This is a genomic window from Gluconacetobacter tumulisoli, assembly GCF_014174155.1.
Lineage (GTDB): Bacteria > Pseudomonadota > Alphaproteobacteria > Acetobacterales > Acetobacteraceae > Gluconacetobacter > Gluconacetobacter tumulisoli.
Genome location: NZ_JABEQM010000002.1, coordinates 32,105 through 48,658 on the forward strand (window position 1 = coordinate 32,105; position 16,554 = coordinate 48,658).

Here is a 16,554-nt window from a genome sequence, read left to right on the forward strand (position 1 = left end):
CGGCCTTCGTCAAGGGAGTTGTCGGGATTTCCGCCTGGACGCCGATCAGGTCGGCGCACCGGTCGCCGAGGGCACGGCCGGGGGGCGGAACGCCGTCGTCTCGCGCTCGACCAGCGTGACCCCCAGGTCCACGATCCGGGGCACGTCCGGCCGGCCCGCCAGCAGGTCCAGCACCATGCCCCCCGTCCGTTCGCCCATCGCGCGGAAATCGACCGCGACGGTGGTCAGGGCGGGCACCATCTGCCGCCCCACCTCGAACCCGCCGAATCCGATCAGCGACACATCGCCCGGCACCCGCACGCCCCGCCGGTGGCATTCCATCAGCGCGCCGACGCCGACCAGGTCGGACACCGCGAACACGGCCTCCAGGTCCGGGGCCTGGTCCAGCAGCCGGCCCATGGCCTGCGCGCCGTGGGTGAACGATACCGGCGCATTGCCCATGCGCAGCACCAGCGCGTCGGACCGCCCGGCCTCGCGCAGCGCCTCGGCGAACCCCTCCAGGCGCTCGCCACCACGATGGTCGCAGGACAGGCCGTCGCCCGCCGCGCCCAGCGCGCCGATGCGCCGGTGACCCAGTGCCATCAGGTGCCGCGCGGCCATCCGCCCGGCCTCGCGGTTCGAATAGCCGACCATGCGGTTCACCGGCCGGCTGGCCAGCCCCGCCATCTGGACGATAGGAATCGTCTCGGCCGCCAGCAGGCCGCGCAGGGCGGGGCCGCGCGGCCCCGCCGGCAGGACCAGTGCCTCCGCCCGGCGGGCCAGCATGTCGCGCACATGCCGAAGCATTGCGTTTTCGTCATAATCGGTATACCCGATCAGCAACTCGTACCCCTCGCGGCGGATGATGTCCGTCAGGCCCCGGGCGGCGTCGGCAAAATTGGTGTTGGTCAGGGTAGGTACCACCAGGCCGACGAATCCGCTGCGTCGGGTGGACAGGGCCTCGGCCGCGCGGTCGGGGACGTAGCCCAGTTCGGCGATCGCGCGTTCGATGGCCCGGCGCGTGTCCTCGCGCACCAGGTGGGGGGCCCGCAGGGCGCGCGAGACGGTCATGCGCGACACCCCGGCCCGGGCCGAGACGTCCATGATGGTGGGACGGCCGCCGCCAGCCCGCGCCCCGGCCGCGGGCGGCACGACCCGGGACAAGGCACGGGCCTCGATGATCTGCCCGGCCCCGTCGCCGGTCCCTGTCCGCGTCCTGCCTGTCATGCCCGGCCCGCACCCCCTGCCCGTCCGCATCGAATCGTTCACGGAAACTTATAGGCCGGGGTGGACGAAACCGACGCGAGAAATATGGACAAGGCCGCCATGTTCCTGTCCCGATACGGACCGGAATCAAGAACAGGAACGGGAACCGCCCCATATGTCTTCTCTTGCCCTTTTCGACCTGACCGGACGGTTGGCCCTGGTGACGGGATCCAGCGGTGGCATCGGCCTGGCGATCGCCGCCGGCCTGGCCGACGCCGGCGCCCGCGTGGTCCTGAACGGCCGCGACGCCGCCCGCCTGGAGGACGCCGCCGCCCTGCTGCGCCAGGCGGCCCCGGATGGCGTGGAGCGCACGATCCTGACCAGCGCGTTCGACGTGACCGACCGCCTGGCCGTCGAGGACGGCGTGCGCCGGCTGGAAGAGGCCTCCGGCCCCATCCGCATCCTGGTCAACAATGCCGGCATCCAGCGCCGCGCGCCGCTGGACAGCTTTTCGGCCGAGGACTGGTCGGAACTGATGCGAACGAACCTCGACAGCGTCTTCTATGTCGGCGCGGCGGTCGCCCGGCACATGATCCCGCGCGGCGAGGGCAAGATCATCAATATCGGCAGCGTGCAGTGCGAACTCGCCCGCCCGGGCATCGCCCCCTACACGGCGTCGAAGGGTGCGGTGAAGAACCTGACCAAGGGCATGTGCGCCGACTGGGCCCGGCACGGGCTGCAGATCAACGCCATCGGACCGGGCTATTTCGAGACGCCGCTGAACCGCGCGCTGGTCGAGGACCCGGAGTTCAATGCCTGGCTGAAAAAGCGTACCCCCGCCGGCCGCTGGGGCAAGGTGGAGGAACTGCAGGGGGCGGCTGTCTTCCTGGCCTCCGACGCCTCGTCCTTCGTCAACGGGCAGACGCTTTACGTGGACGGGGGCGTGCTCTCGGTCCTCTGACCGGCGAGGCGGACATCCGGGGCGGGGCTTGCCCCGCCTTCCAGCATCGCACGTACCGCCAGGACGCTGGCACGCGCCCGCGCCCCGGTGGACAGCAGGCCCAGCCACGCGATGAAGCCGGCCAGGGCCACCACGCCCCACCACACCCGATGGCTGGCCAGCGGCAGCAGGACCATGGCGACGCGATCGCCGCCAGCCCCCGTGCCTGCCCCGGCCTCCAGGCCCGTCCCGGCCTTGACCATCGCCGACGCCGTCATCGTGCCGGACACCGCGATCCCCAGCAGCGCGCCGATCTGCCGGCTGGTCGAGGCCAGCGCCGCGGCCAGCCCCGCCTGGTCCCGAGGCATGCCCGACACGGCGGCATTGGTGATGGGCGCGTTGCACAGGCCGAATCCGCACCCGCACAGCCCGTAGGATACCGTCAGCAGGCCCAGCGGCGTCGCATCCCCAAGTCCGGTCAGCAACAATGCCCCGCCCCCCAGCCCCGCCGCCGACAGCAGCAGCGGCAGGCGCGCGCCCCGCGCGGCGACCAGCCGGCCCGAAAGCGGCGCGCAGACCATGACCCCCAGCGCGAATGGCAGCGTGCACAGCCCCGCATGCAGGGCGGACAGGCCGCGCACGTCCTGCAGGTACAGCGTGTTCAGGAACAGGAAGGCGCTGAAGATCGCGAAGGCGCAGATCGCGATCAGGATCGCCCCCGTAAACGGCAGCGCGCGGAAGAAGCGCATATCCAGCAGCGGCTGCGCCCGGCGCCGTTCCACCACGACCAGGGCCACCGCGCCCAGCGCCGCCAATGCCAGGCCGCCCTCGATCGCCGGCGCGCGCCAGCCATAATCCCGCACCTCGATCAGGGCCGACGTCACGGCGGCCAGGGTCAGCGCCACCAGGACCTGCGCCGGAACATCGATCGCCCGCGCCCGCGCGGCACGGGATTCGGGGATGAACCGCAGGCTGAGCCAGATCGCCAGAACGCCGACCGGCACGTTGACCCAGAACACCGCCCGCCATCCCGCGTATGTCGTCAACACGCCCCCCGCCAGCGGCCCCAGCGCCAGCGCCACGCCCGACATGGCGCCCCACATCCCGATCGCCCGTGCCCGCGCGCCGGGGGCGGTAAAGACATTGGCGATGATCGACAGCGCCACCGGGTTCAGCATGGCGCCCCCCAGTCCCTGGAACCCCCGCGCCAGCACCAGGGCCAGCGCGGACGGCGCAAGGCCGCACAGCACCGATCCCAGGCAGAAGGTCGCGATTCCCGTCACGAAGACCCGCCGGCGGCCGATGCGGTCGGCCGTTGACCCCGCCACCACCAGCAGGCTGGCGACCGCCAGCGTATAGGCGTCGACAACCCATTGCAGGGTGGAGAACCGCCCGCCCAGATCCGCGCGAATCGACGGCAGGGCCACATTGACGATGGTCACGTCCATCATCACCAGCAGCAGGCTCAGGCAGCAGGTCGCCAGGACCAGGCCGGGACGAAGAGGCGAATCGGACATGCGGCCCCGACAATAGGAACACCCCCGTCCCTGCACAATCGCGCCAGCCGATTCCCCCGCGCACGGACGCGCGAGCACGCAGCGCACCCTGCGGGAAGCATTTTTTCAGGATTTCAAGATAAGGAGAATGGAGCGGGCGAAGGGAATCGAACCCTCCTCAGAAGCTTGGAAGGCTACTGCATTACCACTATGCTACGCCCGCCCATCGCGATGTTCATAGCGCCGAACGCCGCCCGGCGGCAAGTCCCCGCCCCGCACAATGCGCCGCCGCCCCCGCCTGCCTCGGGCCCTGTCAGGAATCCCGATCACGGGAATCGCACTACACCCCCTTGACTTTGCCGGCCGGTCATACTTTTTTCCGCTGCCTGCGCCGGGTTCGCACGGGTGGCCAAGAGGACAGCTTTCCGCTATCTCTTGGTCGGCGCCGAAGGCGGCATGCAGGGGTGTAGCTCAATTGGCTAGAGCGCCGGTCTCCAAAACCGGAGGTTGCGGGTTCGAGACCCTCCACCCCTGCCAACCGCCCCGCTCGGGTTGATCCCCGCGCGGTGCAGTTACGGTGCCCCGACATGCAGTTGAGGCGTTTTTCAGCCCCGTCCGCCATATCGCCGGATGGACGGCGGCGTGGTGTTACAAGAAGGGTGTTTCGTGTCGGTCAGTCCCGCGAAATTTGTGCAAGAGGTCCGCGCGGAAGCGGGCAAGGTCACATGGCCCACGCGTCGCGCCACGCTGGTGACGACCGGGGCGGTGCTGGCCATGGCCGCCCTGACGTCGGCGTTTTTCTTCGTCGTCGACCAGATCATCGGCCTCGGCGTACGTGAACTTTTTGGGCTTGGAGGCTGAGGAACGGACCATGGCAAAACGTTGGTACGTCGTTCACGTCTATTCAGGCTTCGAAAAGAAGATCGCCCAGCACATCAAGGAGCAGGCGGCGCAGAAGGGGCTGTCCGACCATTTCGGTGACGTCCTGGTGCCGTCCGAGGAAGTCGTCGAGGTCCGGCGCGGCCAGAAGGTCAGCTCCGAGCGGAAATTCTTCCCCGGCTACGTCCTGGTCAACATGGAACTGACCGACGATGCCTGGCATCTGGTCAAGGACACGCCCAAGGTCACCGGCTTCCTGGGCAGCAAGACCCGTCCCTCGCCGATTCCCAACGCCGAGGCCGAGCGGATCATGAAGCAGGCGCAGGAAGGGGTGGAACGCCCCCGCCCCTCCGTCACCTTCGAGATCGGCGAGCAGGTACGCGTCTCCGACGGCCCGTTCACGTCGTTCAACGGCACGATCGAGGAAGTGGACGAGGAAAAGGCCCGCCTCAAGGTCAGCGTCTCGATCTTCGGCCGCTCCACGCCGGTCGACCTGGAATACAGCCAGGTCGAGAAGCTCTGATCGTCTCCGACGGTCCCGAACGAACGAAGGGCGCCCTGCGGCGCCCTTTTTTATTTCCAGCTTGCTGGCCCTCACCACGACCGCTGAAACCCCGCCCCCGATCAGGGGTAACCAGATCGGTTTCCAAGGCCGGTGGCCTTTGGCGGGTTTCAGGGCAGAGCCCTGATCCCGCCGCCCAGGGTCCGCAGCCGCACCGCCGCCTCATCGGCGACCTGCCCCAGCAGGCTGCTCAACGCCGCCACCATGCCGGGCGTGCCCCCGCCCTGCACCGGCAGGGTCAGGGCCAGCACGCTGGACGATCCGGGTTCGCCGACCGGATGGACGGCCAGGCTGCCCGCCAGGACGGCACGTCCCGCGTCGTCCCGCGCAAAGCGCGTCACATCCAGTTCCACCACCGCCAGCGGCGTGCCGGCCGCCGAATCGTTCTGCGCGAACACCGCGCTGCCCGGCAGGCGTTGCTGCAGGTTCGCGGTCAGCACGTAGGCGATCATGGTCGGCAGCGATTCGCTCCAGGCGTCGCCGCTGCGCAGCTTGATGCGATAATCGCCGTCGCTGCCCACGATCCGGTCGCGATCCAGCGACAGCGCGACGGTGGGGGTCCGGACCTCGATCACCGCGGGGGCCCCGCCCTGGGCGGGGCCGGGCCAGGGGGCCAGCGTATAGAAGGCCGGATCGGACGAGCAGGCAGCCAGCGGAGCGATCGCCGCGACCGCCAGCAGGCCCAGACCACGCCCCAGCACCGCCCGACGCGATGCGGGACGTCGGCTTGGTGTGTACCCTGGCAATATCATCGACTAGCGTCCCGTAATCAGCGCCGAAGGATGGCGATTGAGGAAATCGGTCAGGAAGCGTAGCGACCGCGCGGCCTCGTCCAGCTGCACCAGCATATGTTGCAGGTCGCGGTGGAAATCGGTGTCCCCGCCATAGCTGGCCAGCAGGACGTTCGCGTTCTTCAGCGTCTTGTCCAGCTGGTCGCTCATCTGCGGCAGGCGCTGGAACAGCGGATGCATGCCGTGGCGGGCGTCCCCGGCCAGGCCCTGGATGCTGCGCAGCGAATCCCGCAGGGCGGTGATCGCCTGCCGGACCTCGGGGCTGTTGATCCGTGCGTCGGAATGGGCCAGCAGGTTGTTCAGGTTCACGCCCACCTGCGTCAGCGGCATCGCGGCGATCTTGTCCGCGACGGTGGACAGCGAATCCATGACGCCGCCCATGCCCCCGGCCTTGCCCGGAATGACCAGGGTCGCGCCCTCGGTCTGCACGACGGCAGGCGTGGCGTTCTTCACGAAATTGAGGCCGATGACCGACTCGCCGGTCAGGAAGCTCGCGGTATCGACCGACGCGCGCAGGCCGTTATCCACCAGGGCCTGGACCATGCCGGCCATGGCGTCGTGATGGATTTCGTCCTCTTCCAGAATGCGCTCGGGCTGGATCTCCATGCCCACGCGGACGCGGGCCGTGCCGACCTTCGGGTCCAGGTCCAGCTTCACGCTGGTGACCGTCCCGACCTGGATGCCGAACATCGTGACCTGCGCGCCGACCGCCAGGCCGGACACCGAACTGGTCAGGTAGGTCGCCAGCGACAGCCGTTCGCGATAACCGGCATTATCGGCGGCCTCCTGGCTGTCATACAGGCGGAACACCGAATTCTTGGGGGCGACGGGCACCCCCTGCACCTCGCGCCGCTGCGCCAGGCCGAATGCCACCCCGCCCGAGAACAGGGCCTGGAGCGACTGCAGCTTGACCTTCAACCCGCCGGCCCCGAATCCGACCTGCACGCCCGAGACGTTCCAGAATCGCGTGTCTGTCCGCAAATAGCGGTCATAGGGCTCGCGGATGAAGACCTGGATCAGGATCGGCCCCTCGCCGCCCGGCGGCATGGTATAGCCCAGGACCTCGCCGACATCGATGTCCCGGAAAAAGACCGGCGCCCCCTGCCCGATCGACCCCAGGGTCGAACTGATCAGGGTATAGGTATTGCCCGGCTGGTCGGAACGGATGCCCGGCGGGGATTCCAGCCCCTTGAACTCGGTCGTGCGGTGGCCGCCAGGCTCGCCCGGGTCCATCGAGATATAGGCCCCCGACATCAGGGTCTCCAGCCCCGTGATGCTGGCGCCGTTCAGCCGGGGCCGCACGACCCAGAATCGCGCATGATCGGTCAGCATCGGCGCCGAACGCGCGCTCATGCGCACGCGGACCTCCACATGGCGCATGTCCGGCGTCAGCGTGACGGCCTCGACCGTGCCCAGCGGGACGGCCTTGTTCTTGACCTGGGTCTGGCCGCTGGTCAGCCCGTCGGCGGTGTCGAAGGTGATCGTGATCTCCGGCCCGCGCCCCATGAAGCCGCGCCATCCCAGATAGCCGGCGATGCCGATCGCGACGATCGGAACGAACCAGACGATCGAGAACCGAAACCGCCTCTCCGAGGCTTCCGGCGGGACGGCGTGCTGTCCGCCGGTATGGTCTTGAGGGTCGTCGGTCACGCCTGCCCTGGCTCCATCATCTCAGTTCCCGCAACGGCATGGCCATCGCGCGTACGCACCAATGCGGACGCCTGCCCGCCCTCCGGGGACGGCCGGTTCAGCCCGGCCGCGTCCCACATCATCCTCGGATCGAAACTCCATGCCGCGAACAGGGTCAGGACGACCACCGCGGCAAAAGACACCATCCCGGCATTCGCCGTGACGTTGGCCAGCGAATTGAACCGGACCACCGCCACCAGGATCGACACCATGAAGACGTCGATCATCGACCATCGCCCGATCGTGTCAACGACATGGAACAGCCGCGTCCGCTGCACCAGCGCGAAGGAGGATCCCAGCCAGGTCGCGATCAGCATCCAGCCGAGACTGAGGATCTTGAGCATCGGCACCACGATGCTGGCAAAGAACACCAGCAGCGACAGGGGCACCATCCCGTCCTGCCACAACTCGATCGCGCCCTCGATGATGGTATGCCCCCCGCCGCCGCCGATCTTGAAGAACGTCATGACCGGGAAGAGATTGGCCGGGAAATAGAAGACGACCGCCGATATCAGGAACGCCGTGGTTCGCGTCAGGGTCTGGGGCGCGCGGCGCCAGACCCGGTGGTCGCAGCGCGGACAGACGCCCACGCAGCGCAGGTTGCTGACCGGCCGGCTCAATTCCCCCACCAGCCCGCACGAGGGACACGCCACCAGATGATCGACCGGCGGCATGGCGATCTCGTCGATCCGCACATGACGGACCCGCACCCGTTCGCCGTTTTCCATCCGGGTGATGGAATCCACGCGCCGGTGCTGCCAGATCAGTTCGGTATCCAGGGTGGAATCGGTGGCCGCCATCGTCAGCATCAGCGCCGCGATCAGATAGACCGCCGGCCCGACATCGACATGGGCCAGGTCCGTCAGCTTGGTATAGGCGACGAAGATGCCCAGGACATAGACCTCGACCATCGACCAGGGACGGAGCTTTTCGTACCAGATCAGCAGATGGGGCGCCCAGTCCGGCATCTGGCGGCGGCTGGCGGCATACAGGATCGCGAACATCATGCCGATGACGACGGCCGGCGCGATGATGGTGACGATCCCGACCAGCAACCCGGCCTCGCCCCAGCCCTCGTGCAGCAATTCCAGCGGCCCGGTCAACAGGCTGACGGTCCGTTCGCGCCCATAGACGTCCAGCGTCATCAGCGACGATGCCAGCGCGGCCAGGTACAGCGCGCAGGAACTGATGCAGAACGCCAGGGGGGTCTGCAGGGGCGAGGTCCGCCGCCGCCATTCCAGGGTCTGGCGGCACCGGGCACAGGCCGCCAGATGCCCGGCCTGCAGGGGGGGCATGCGCTGGAACAGACCGCATCCGGGACATTCGACCAGGCCGTCGATGGTCCAGACATGGCGCAATGCCGCCGTCCGACGGGGCCAGCCGGCCCCGCGGACCAGGCGGGAGGTCCGGGCAGAGATCGTCTCGCTCATCACAACCCCACATATAATTCAATTTCGGGGGATAGATAGTCATTCAGCATATTGCAGCCATGCCAAGGGTCGGATATAGCCCTCGTCGGCCGGCCGACATAGCTCAGGGGTAGAGCAACTGATTCGTAATCAGTAGGTCCTCGGTTCAATTCCGAGTGTCGGCACCATTTCTCCTTTGATTTTGTTGGCTTATTGGCCTCCGAGGGAGTGCCCTTTCGCCTTTGCATCCGGTCTTCCGGACTGTTTCCGGACTGTCTTGGGCTCTGCGCGACAGGATCGGGGTGCGGCGGCTTTCCTCGAGTGGTTGCGAAGCCTGGCCAGCATGGAGCGGGCATACAGCGTGAGGCTGAGCAGCGGGCACGCCGCGTCCTGCTGGATGAGATGACCGGCGACGCACCGCCCCAGTCATGCAGCGCACCTGGTCCACAAAAAAAGTTCTGCGAATTTCGCGGCGAAACACGCTGAGTTATGGCGCGGTCCACATCAAAAGGGATCTCAGTTTTCGACCCCCCTATCCCCTCTGGTCGCCCCTGTCGCCATGCTCGTTCATCGATGCGAAGCCATGCTCTTCGGACATGGCGGAGCAGTCCACGAGCCAACCAGCTTGTCTCTTCCCTTCACCCCATACTCAAAAACGGTGTTCCAGGTGTTCTAGGTGTTCCGTGTCATTTTTGTATTTTATTATCAGTTAGTTACAAGAACACCCTTCCGAATAAGACTGGAACACCATTCCAAAAGGTGTTCCGCCACCAGGATGCATATTGGCAGATTTCCGCCAATCCTGTTGGAACACCATTCGCTGGTCATGCGCCCGCACAGGCGATTGACGGCTCTTCAGGCCGTCCGATGAGTATGCACTGATCGCATATCTTGATGCCATCGTTGCCAGCCTGTGCCGCCATCAGGCCCGAAATCCGGGAAAGAATCTGTGCTGCTCCGCAGCACCCGCGCTCAGTCGGTTGCGCTTTCCAGGACGCGGTAGACGCTTGCCCGGCCGATGCCAAGCTGACGGGCGATCTCGGACGCGCCGACGCCTTCCGCATGGAGCTCACGGACACGTTCGGCATCGATCGATGCCTTACGGCCCTTATAGACGCCCCGTTCCTTGGCCGCCGCAATGCCCTCTAGCTGACGCTCCCGCCGAAGATTAGTCTCGAACTCGGCGAACACGCCCAGCATGTCGAGGAACGCCTTGCCGGCGGAGGTGCTAGTATCGACCGGCTGTTCCGTGCAGCGCAAGGCCGCGCCTTTCTGACGCAGTTCGATGATGATGGACTGGAGATCGGCGATTGAGCGCGCCAGACGATCGATCCGTGTCACTACCAGCGTGTCGCCCTGGTGAATGAAGTCGAGGAGAAGACGCAGTTCGGTCCGTCCCTTGATCGAGGTTCCGGAGACCTTTTCCGCCCGGATCGTCGTGCAGCCGGCCGCCTTGAGGGCCTCACGCTGAATGGTCAGGTCCTGGTCGGTGGTCGAAACGCGGGCATATCCGTAAATGGTCGACATGGCGGGGTCTCATGTCTCATTAGGGTTTAGACATTTCCCTTATGCCGTCTCATAATGAGAAAATCAACTCAAATGAGACACGGAAAACCGCCATTCCGGTGTCTCACAAAATCGTCTCGTTAGATTATACTCAAATAAGACAGCCCTGAGCCATGCAGCCTACACATAGCGAAGACGGCAGACCGGAGACCGATCTACCGATCGCCCTCATCCGATCCGAGGATCGCCGCCGTCACTTCATAGGCTCGTACCTTCTTATGCCCTGGCGGGGAGATGAGCGCTGACATCTTGCCGTCGCGACCCGGCAGCAGAAATCCCCGCTCCGTCAGCACCACCTTGGCGCTCCGCTGGTTCAGCCCTGACAGGGCTTCGACCATTCCGTCGCTCATAAGGAAGTAGCGCCAGGCGGACCGCCCATCCGCTTCCTTGATCCATCGCTTCCAGCCGGCACGGTTCTGCGTTCGGAACCGCTCGCCTGGGGGCAGGTCTGGCGCCTCGACCTGTTGTCCCTCTGGCGTGTTGCTATCAACCCAACGCTCGAACCGAGCCTCGCCATGCTTTGCGATGAAGTCGCGGAGTTGCTGCACGGCCTGTTCCTCCTCACGCCGGCCGACTGTGCCGCGCTCCGCGAGCCAGACATCGAAGCAGAGGCCTGCCATGACACCGGCCACGTCGTCATCCCAGCCGGTCAGACCGAATTCCGTAGCCAGTTCGCCGCCGACCGCGACCATCGCAAAGCGGGATGCCACGCTCCGCACCTGGCCCGATGCCGCCGGATGATCCTTCAACCAGCTTTCGGCCAGTTCCGCGATCCGCGCGCGCAAGCGCCGACGCAATTCGTCCTCGCTCTCCCGCGTCATCGTATCGGTTAACTGGCGCAGGAAAGCCCGCAGCGGCGCACCATAAATCCGGCCGGTGGCAGCCCGGAGATAGCGGGCAAAGGCATCGGGCGTGTCTTCATGATGCAGCCACTCGAACAGGCCCATGCCAGCTCCGGCATCCGCCGGCAGGTCCGCAAACCGCACCTCCTGCCCAGCCTTGGTCGCCTTACCCGCCTCGCGGTTCAAGTCAGACAGGCCGAGTTCGCCCGTGGACAGGAACAGGATACGGAACCGCGCCACATTCCTTGCCCCACCTGTCCTGGTCGATCGCGCCTTTCCCTGCCCGTTCGACAACAGATAGGCGATCTCGCCCGCCTCGCGCGGATCAAGCTGGCCCATTTCGTCCAGAGGCAGCAGCACGTCGCATGATGCCAGGGCCGTGCTTTCGATGCCGTTGGAGGTCGAACGCCAGGACCGAATATAGCCGCCAGCCCCGTTCTGACCTGTGCCACCGCAAACGGATGCCACAACCCGGAGCGCCGTGCTCTTGCCGACCCGGCTGTCGCCCTTGAACGAAATCCCACCGCCTTCCTCGCCCAGAAACGCGAGCAACGGCGCCGCGAAGGCGCAGGAGGCCGCGAACACCAGACGGGAGTTCTTCGCGCACATGGCGCCAATCTCCCTGCGCCAGTCCTCGACCGTGCCTGCCACTCCGAAGAGTGACGCTTCCCGGTCCGTCGTTTGCAAGACGACACGCTCGCCCGCCTCGCCGATCGTCTCATCTGGCAAAACGAAGGCGGACCGTCCGCCAAAGGCGTGCCATCCGATCCGCGTCACGCTGCGCGCCCGTTCCGCGCTGGTCAGGCTCGACAGCCATTCGAGGAAAGCCGCCTTCGCCGCTGTGCCGGCACCCAGCGTCAGGCCGCCATCGGCCAGCCGGCTTCTGATCTCATTACCGTCACCTGCGAAGAGCGCCCGCGGAAACGCCTCCTCATGACGATGGCCGTCCCGGTCATGCCAGGCGAGCAACAGGCCCCAGTTCTGGCCTTCCTCGTCCCGAGACTCCGCCAGGACATCGACCGGCCCGCAGATGAAGACCAGTTCCTTATCACCCCTGCGGCGCCAAATCCCGCTGTCCAGATAACGGAATCGCCGATCTTCGCCCTCCGGTGCCGCCGCGCCCGATCCAGTCGCCGGTTCCGGCCGAAGCTGGACCACCTTGCCGTTTTCGATCCCGTCACGCACGGCCTTGCGGCCGCCTTTACCCTTGCGTTCGTTCATACGTTCTCGCCTTGCAGGACATCGTTCCAGTCCCGTCCTTCCGTTTCTGGCATTGCGAGGCGAACGGCGCGCCCCTGCGACAGGAACCATTGGCAAGCCCCATCGAGCGCCCGCCGCGCGGCCGGATTGCCGGCATCATTGTCAGCCGCGATGATGACGGTCCGGACGGCGGGCGGCAGCGTCACCCGTGCCATGTTCGCCAAGGAAACCGCGCACAAAACGCGCCGTTCCGGGCAGGCTATGGCGATCGAAAGCGCCGTCTCGATCCCCTCGGCCAGCACCAGGGCTTCGCCGGCCGGCGAAGCCGCCAGCGGCTTGCCCGATGCCCCACGCCATAGCCGGATGCAGCCGCCAGCATAGGAGCCGAGTGTCATCTTGGCGTCCCGCAGTGGCGCCTTGCCCCAGCCGCCCGATGGTATCGGCGCCAACCAGGTGCGATGAATGGACTGTTGCCGCTGTTCCTCCCCCCCCCCGCAGACGATATCTCTCGCCCATCCCTTTCTGAGCGGATGAATGCCCTCCTGCCCCAATCACCCCATGCCCGCAGACCTAAGCGCACGAAGCTGAAGCCGTAGGGCTTGTCGGTCGCAGGCCCGTTCAGGACAATTCCAGGGACGATCCGTGATCCGCCGTCGCAGGATGCCCAGGATCGGTCAGGAAAGCCGCAGGGATCCTGGATCGGACCATTGTGCGGTGCTGGGCCACCTGCGCCTCATAGGCGCGTGCTACCTGTGTCTGCGCCGCCTGCAAGCGGGACGTGAGGTGCTGGATGTTCTCCCGATGCATGTCCAGCAGTTCGGGCCGCCAGGCCGTTCGATCGCGGGCCAGACGTGCTTCGGCCTCTTGCAGAGCACATGCGATCCGGTCCCGTTCGGCTTCGGCATCCAGGCACGCTTGCGTCGCCCGTGCCAGGACCGTTCGGGCGGTGCAGATGATCCGCCAGGCCAGCAGGATTTCCAGCAGCGTGCCGGGCTCGCCAGCGGCAAGACGGGCGAGATTGAGGTCGGGCCGCAGGACACCCGGCGGCACGCCCAGCATGGCCGCCACCGTTTCGACATGCCGGCGCGGAACACGCTTCCACTCGCTGACTGACTGTGCCGTAAGATCACCGCAGGCCGCCGCGATCCGGCTGATATCCCCCCAGCGCCGACAGATCGGATACCCCATCATCAGGCGCCACGGCGCCTGGGGGCCACGTTGCCGGGGTGTCTTCGGGGTTGCAGGACGGCGGGCCGGGTTGGGCATGAGCCCGTTGTTGCAGAACCAGGATGAGGTGCACAATTGATGGCCATTAGTGCGGCGTTATTCAGGAGGTACGGCCAGTCGATCGCGCATTGTGCCCTATACGGTCCCGAGCCATGGAAAAAAGACAGAAGGGAAAAGTCCTGTCGTCATTGAACCGGGGAAATGATGTAACGGCCTATGGTGTCATCGTCCCTGGCCTGCCGGGGTGCCTCTCGGTAGGTGATACGCTGGCCGAGACTACGAAGAACGCCGAGGAAGTCATCGGCACCTGGATCGAGACGGCACTGGATGCGGACAGCACCCTCCCCAACCGCCTGGAGATGGTCCGGGCGAACCCAGACCATGCAGGCGATGCCTTCGCCGTTATTGTGTAAATTACCGCCTATAGTCCCGTGGGAAATGGCCGTTTCCAATTCTTGGAAGGCAAGATATTTTATCGCAGATTTGGGATGCAATGTCTTCCGTTATGAAAATATTATGATATTCCTTTATATCATCTCCAATCTCATGTTCTCTATATTGTAAATTCAAGGCGAATCTTATTTGATCCTTGAGAAAGTGAAGACCCATCAGACATTTATCTGCGCTGTCTTGGTCAGGCGATTTATAGCCAGAACGTACCTCAAATGGATCTTTGGCTTTGTCTATAAAATACCAATCAAGCCCCCAATCATGACATGATTGAACAATACGCCAGAACGCCTGTTGTTTTCTTCCCGAATATAAAACGAACCGGGATTTGAACGCATTATTGAAATTGAAATATTCTTCCTGCATCTTTTCCCTCTTCTCCAACGGCTTCGCGATGGCAAGAATATTCCTTGTCAGCCGTATGTCATGTCCCTATTTTCACACGCACTCCATGATCACGTCATACATCGCGGCTCTGGCCCGCCGGGCGCAGCTGGGGCGCGTTGCTTGCTTACAGACGCAGCGGCACCACATTGTCGGTTTCCGAACTTTCTGCCCTCCCTTTCGCCACAGCCAAGACATGCCCTGCCCAGGTGGCCAGTGCTTCCGCCCGTTCATCCTCGAACTGGTGCCGCTGGTAGATCATCGCGACGGCGCCCAGCGCCTTCGGCTTATGGCTCAAGATCAGGTCGGCAACATGCGGCGGGACCTTCAGCCGGGCCAGCGTCGTGACGCCCGTTCGGCGGAGGTCGTGCAACTGCCATTCGGACGCCGGCAGGGCGTCAGCCTTCTTTCCCGGCTTTTTTGCCCCTGCCCCGGCCGCACCGTCCGCACGGAGACCTTGCTTTTTCGGGCCTAGACTGGCTTCCGCGTCGTTCGGGGCCATTTCCTCGCGCACGCGTTCACGAAGACGCTCGACGGCCTTCTGGACACCAGAAACGACAGTGCGTCCGGTCGTGGTGAACACGAACGGCGTCAGTTCACCCGTCTCCGGATCGAGATGCCGGGGCAGTGCGGCCAGGACCGCACGCGCTTCCGGCGCCAGGTGAACGAGATGCGCCTGACCGTTCTTCGATCGTTCCGGCGGCAGCGTCCAGATGGCGCCATCTGGCGACAGTTCGGACCAACGCATCCCCAGCACCTCCGCGCGGCGCTGCAATGTCAGGATCAGCAGGCGGAAGTATGGGCCGAAAGGATAGGCCATGGCGCTGGCGCCCCGCCAGATCGCGCTGAGTTCCGCATCCGTCAGCACCCGGTCCCGCGACACCTCGCGACTGTCGATCACGGCACCATCGAACGGATTGAGCTCCAGAAGGCGCCGGTTCACCGCCCAGGCGAACATCGCATGGCCATAAGCGCGCAGACGCCGCGCCGTAGTCGAACGGTCCCGATCGATCGTATCCAGCCGAAGCTGGACGGTCGCGGCATCGAGGTCCTGGGCGGGCATGGCAAGGGCGGACGCGAAGTGACGCCGGATCGCACCGCCGGCATCCCGCCGGTGCGCGGCACTTGCATCCTTCAGGGGGCCGGCAAGCCACCGATCGACCAAGTCATCCAGGGCAAGCCCTTCGCGAACGGCGGCCTTTCGTCGGGCGTCGGCCTCTGCAAGCGCCTGGGCGCGGGCCGCCTGCCGTTCCCCGGCGGGATCACGGCCCGCAAGATACTGGCCCCGCGCGACCTCGGCCAGTTTCCGCGCGGCGGCTGGCGTCAATTCGCCATAGGTGCCCAGCACCAGGCGCCGGATCCGGCCGGCAATGGAATACTGGAACAGGAAGGTCTTGGTTCCGGTGACATTCACGCGGACACCGAAGCCCTTCAGTTCGTCGTCCATGAACAGCACGTCCCGCTTCCCCGGCGGGCAGGCCAACGCGTCGATTTCCCGCTTTCCGAGCCTCATGCGATGGCCCGGAACACCTTGGAACACCTTTCAAAACCCAAGGTGTTCCGGTGCTCCATCCAAAAAAACACAGTAAAAACAATATATTACTATGTGTGGAACACCTAGAACACATAGAACACCACATTTTATGTGTTCCCCACGTTCGTTCATGACACGTCCCATGCCATCCGATCTCCGGACTGTTTCCGGACTCTTTCGAACCCGTATTCCGTGCATTTTGCTGCGTCTCGTTGCGCGATGCCAGTCCATAGAGCACCGGAAAGATTGAACGTTTTTCGTCTGTTTGCGCGTCTTTGCGTTCTGGTGCATGTTGCGCCTATATGTTTCGTAATCAGTAGGTCCTCGGTTCAATTCCGAGTGTCGGCACCATTTTTTCTTGATATCAACATGTTGGATGGCGAAATATCGCCATCAGCCA

14 protein-coding genes, 3 tRNA genes and 1 pseudogene are annotated in these 16,554 nt (G+C 65.2%); 6 read left to right on the top strand and 12 right to left on the bottom strand.

Features of this window, described 5'->3' with window-relative positions; genetic code table 11:
- Positions 1 to 45 precede the first annotated feature (45 nt).
- The gene (locus tag HLH28_RS02495; protein ID WP_246395621.1) at positions 46 to 1,206 is read right to left on the bottom strand and encodes a LacI family DNA-binding transcriptional regulator; all 1,161 of its coding nucleotides are present in this window, start codon (positions 1,204 to 1,206) and stop codon (positions 46 to 48) included.
- A gap of 154 nt (positions 1,207 to 1,360) precedes the next feature.
- Between HLH28_RS02495 and HLH28_RS02500 the strand changes: the two genes are divergently transcribed.
- The gene (locus tag HLH28_RS02500) at positions 1,361 to 2,146 is read left to right on the top strand and encodes an SDR family oxidoreductase (RefSeq protein ID WP_182954021.1); all 786 of its coding nucleotides are present in this window, start codon (positions 1,361 to 1,363) and stop codon (positions 2,144 to 2,146) included.
- Here HLH28_RS02500 and HLH28_RS02505 read toward each other — a convergent pair.
- Together HLH28_RS02505 and HLH28_RS02510 are read right to left on the bottom strand one after the other, a co-directional pair.
- Complete coding sequence (locus HLH28_RS02505) at positions 2,113 to 3,642, bottom strand: MFS transporter (protein WP_182954023.1); 1,530 nt, start codon at positions 3,640 to 3,642, stop codon at positions 2,113 to 2,115. The two genes, HLH28_RS02500 and HLH28_RS02505, sit on opposite strands and share 34 nt — an antisense overlap.
- A gap of 128 nt (positions 3,643 to 3,770) precedes the next feature.
- Positions 3,771 to 3,844: transfer RNA gene (locus HLH28_RS02510), tRNA-Gly, on the bottom strand.
- A gap of 237 nt (positions 3,845 to 4,081) precedes the next feature.
- On the opposite strand from HLH28_RS02510, the gene HLH28_RS02515 reads away from it, so the two are divergent.
- The 3 genes from HLH28_RS02515 (at position 4,082) to nusG (ending at position 5,023) form a co-directional block, all read left to right on the top strand.
- A tRNA-Trp gene (locus HLH28_RS02515) sits at positions 4,082 to 4,158 on the top strand.
- Between the two features lie 129 nt (positions 4,159 to 4,287).
- Positions 4,288 to 4,482 carry a preprotein translocase subunit SecE gene (gene secE, locus HLH28_RS02520; protein ID WP_182944231.1) on the top strand — a complete coding sequence of 65 codons (195 nt, stop codon included), beginning with the start codon at positions 4,288 to 4,290 and terminating at the stop codon, positions 4,480 to 4,482.
- Between the two features lie 10 nt (positions 4,483 to 4,492).
- Positions 4,493 to 5,023: a transcription termination/antitermination protein NusG gene (gene nusG, locus HLH28_RS02525; protein ID WP_182954028.1), complete on the top strand. Its 531-nt coding sequence runs from the start codon at positions 4,493 to 4,495 to the stop codon at positions 5,021 to 5,023.
- A gap of 149 nt (positions 5,024 to 5,172) precedes the next feature.
- Here nusG and HLH28_RS02530 read toward each other — a convergent pair whose 3' ends face one another.
- The 3 genes from HLH28_RS02530 to HLH28_RS02540 are packed head-to-tail and all read right to left on the bottom strand — an operon-like array spanning position 5,173 to position 8,972.
- The gene (locus HLH28_RS02530) at positions 5,173 to 5,814 is read right to left on the bottom strand and encodes a PqiC family protein (RefSeq protein WP_182954032.1); all 642 of its coding nucleotides are present in this window, start codon (positions 5,812 to 5,814) and stop codon (positions 5,173 to 5,175) included.
- 3 nt (positions 5,815 to 5,817) lie between these two features.
- On the bottom strand, positions 5,818 to 7,503 hold the full coding sequence (locus HLH28_RS02535; protein WP_182954034.1) for an MlaD family protein: 1,686 nt from the start codon (positions 7,501 to 7,503) through the stop codon (positions 5,818 to 5,820).
- A complete protein-coding gene (locus HLH28_RS02540) occupies positions 7,500 to 8,972 on the bottom strand; it encodes a paraquat-inducible protein A (RefSeq protein WP_182954037.1) in 1,473 nt (490 codons plus the stop codon). The genes HLH28_RS02535 and HLH28_RS02540 overlap by 4 nt, the downstream gene beginning before the upstream one ends.
- Positions 8,973 to 9,064: 92 nt before the next feature.
- Between HLH28_RS02540 and HLH28_RS02545 the strand changes: the two genes are divergently transcribed.
- Positions 9,065 to 9,139: transfer RNA gene (locus tag HLH28_RS02545), tRNA-Thr, on the top strand.
- Positions 9,140 to 9,923: 784 nt separating this feature from the next.
- Here HLH28_RS02545 and HLH28_RS02550 read toward each other — a convergent pair.
- The 4 genes from HLH28_RS02550 to HLH28_RS02565 form a co-directional block, all read right to left on the bottom strand.
- On the bottom strand, positions 9,924 to 10,478 hold the full coding sequence (locus tag HLH28_RS02550; RefSeq protein WP_182954040.1) for a recombinase family protein: 555 nt from the start codon (positions 10,476 to 10,478) through the stop codon (positions 9,924 to 9,926).
- A 194-nt stretch (positions 10,479 to 10,672) separates the two neighbouring features.
- A complete protein-coding gene (locus tag HLH28_RS02555) occupies positions 10,673 to 12,580 on the bottom strand; it encodes a DUF927 domain-containing protein (RefSeq protein ID WP_182954044.1) in 1,908 nt (635 codons plus the stop codon).
- On the bottom strand, positions 12,577 to 12,954 hold the full coding sequence (locus HLH28_RS02560; RefSeq protein ID WP_182954047.1) for a toprim domain-containing protein: 378 nt from the start codon (positions 12,952 to 12,954) through the stop codon (positions 12,577 to 12,579). Before HLH28_RS02560 ends, HLH28_RS02555 begins: the two co-directional genes overlap by 4 nt.
- Before the next feature lie 223 nt (positions 12,955 to 13,177).
- Positions 13,178 to 13,750, bottom strand: a complete 573-nt coding sequence (locus tag HLH28_RS02565; protein WP_182954049.1) for a hypothetical protein — start codon at positions 13,748 to 13,750, stop codon at positions 13,178 to 13,180.
- A 188-nt stretch (positions 13,751 to 13,938) separates the two neighbouring features.
- On the opposite strand from HLH28_RS02565, the gene HLH28_RS02570 reads away from it, so the two are divergent.
- Entirely contained in the window at positions 13,939 to 14,199 is a 261-nt protein-coding gene (locus HLH28_RS02570) for a type II toxin-antitoxin system HicB family antitoxin (protein WP_182954051.1), read from the top strand.
- A gap of 548 nt (positions 14,200 to 14,747) precedes the next feature.
- Here the strand turns inward: HLH28_RS02570 and HLH28_RS18340 are convergent.
- Together HLH28_RS18340 and HLH28_RS18345 are read right to left on the bottom strand one after the other, a co-directional pair.
- Positions 14,748 to 15,578: a site-specific integrase gene (locus HLH28_RS18340; protein ID WP_338029650.1), complete on the bottom strand. Its 831-nt coding sequence runs from the start codon at positions 15,576 to 15,578 to the stop codon at positions 14,748 to 14,750.
- Positions 15,579 to 15,917: 339 nt separating this feature from the next.
- Positions 15,918 to 16,133: pseudogene (locus tag HLH28_RS18345) on the bottom strand (Arm DNA-binding domain-containing protein); the annotation flags it as partial.
- Positions 16,134 to 16,554 lie beyond the last annotated feature (421 nt).

What these genes read in the sequence shown, in the direction of transcription:
- HLH28_RS02495 (WP_246395621.1), bottom strand. Translation starts at nt 1,206, where the DNA reads ATGACAGGCAGGACGCGGACAGGGACCGGCGACGGGGCCGGGCAGATC.
- HLH28_RS02505 (WP_182954023.1), bottom strand. Translation starts at nt 3,642, where the DNA reads ATGTCCGATTCGCCTCTTCGTCCCGGCCTGGTCCTGGCGACCTGCTGC.
- HLH28_RS02540 (WP_182954037.1), bottom strand. Translation starts at nt 8,972, where the DNA reads ATGAGCGAGACGATCTCTGCCCGGACCTCCCGCCTGGTCCGCGGGGCC.
- HLH28_RS02570 (WP_182954051.1), top strand. Translation starts at nt 13,939, where the DNA reads ATGGAAAAAAGACAGAAGGGAAAAGTCCTGTCGTCATTGAACCGGGGA.
- HLH28_RS02560 (WP_182954047.1), bottom strand. Translation starts at nt 12,954, where the DNA reads ATGACACTCGGCTCCTATGCTGGCGGCTGCATCCGGCTATGGCGTGGG.
- HLH28_RS02565 (WP_182954049.1), bottom strand. Translation starts at nt 13,750, where the DNA reads ATGATGGGGTATCCGATCTGTCGGCGCTGGGGGGATATCAGCCGGATC.
- HLH28_RS02555 (WP_182954044.1), bottom strand. Translation starts at nt 12,580, where the DNA reads ATGAACGAACGCAAGGGTAAAGGCGGCCGCAAGGCCGTGCGTGACGGG.
- HLH28_RS02530 (WP_182954032.1), bottom strand. Translation starts at nt 5,814, where the DNA reads ATGATATTGCCAGGGTACACACCAAGCCGACGTCCCGCATCGCGTCGG.
- HLH28_RS02550 (WP_182954040.1), bottom strand. Translation starts at nt 10,478, where the DNA reads ATGTCGACCATTTACGGATATGCCCGCGTTTCGACCACCGACCAGGAC.
- HLH28_RS18340 (WP_338029650.1), bottom strand. Translation starts at nt 15,578, where the DNA reads ATGTTCGCCTGGGCGGTGAACCGGCGCCTTCTGGAGCTCAATCCGTTC.
- HLH28_RS02500 (WP_182954021.1), top strand. Translation starts at nt 1,361, where the DNA reads ATGTCTTCTCTTGCCCTTTTCGACCTGACCGGACGGTTGGCCCTGGTG.
- nusG (WP_182954028.1), top strand. Translation starts at nt 4,493, where the DNA reads ATGGCAAAACGTTGGTACGTCGTTCACGTCTATTCAGGCTTCGAAAAG.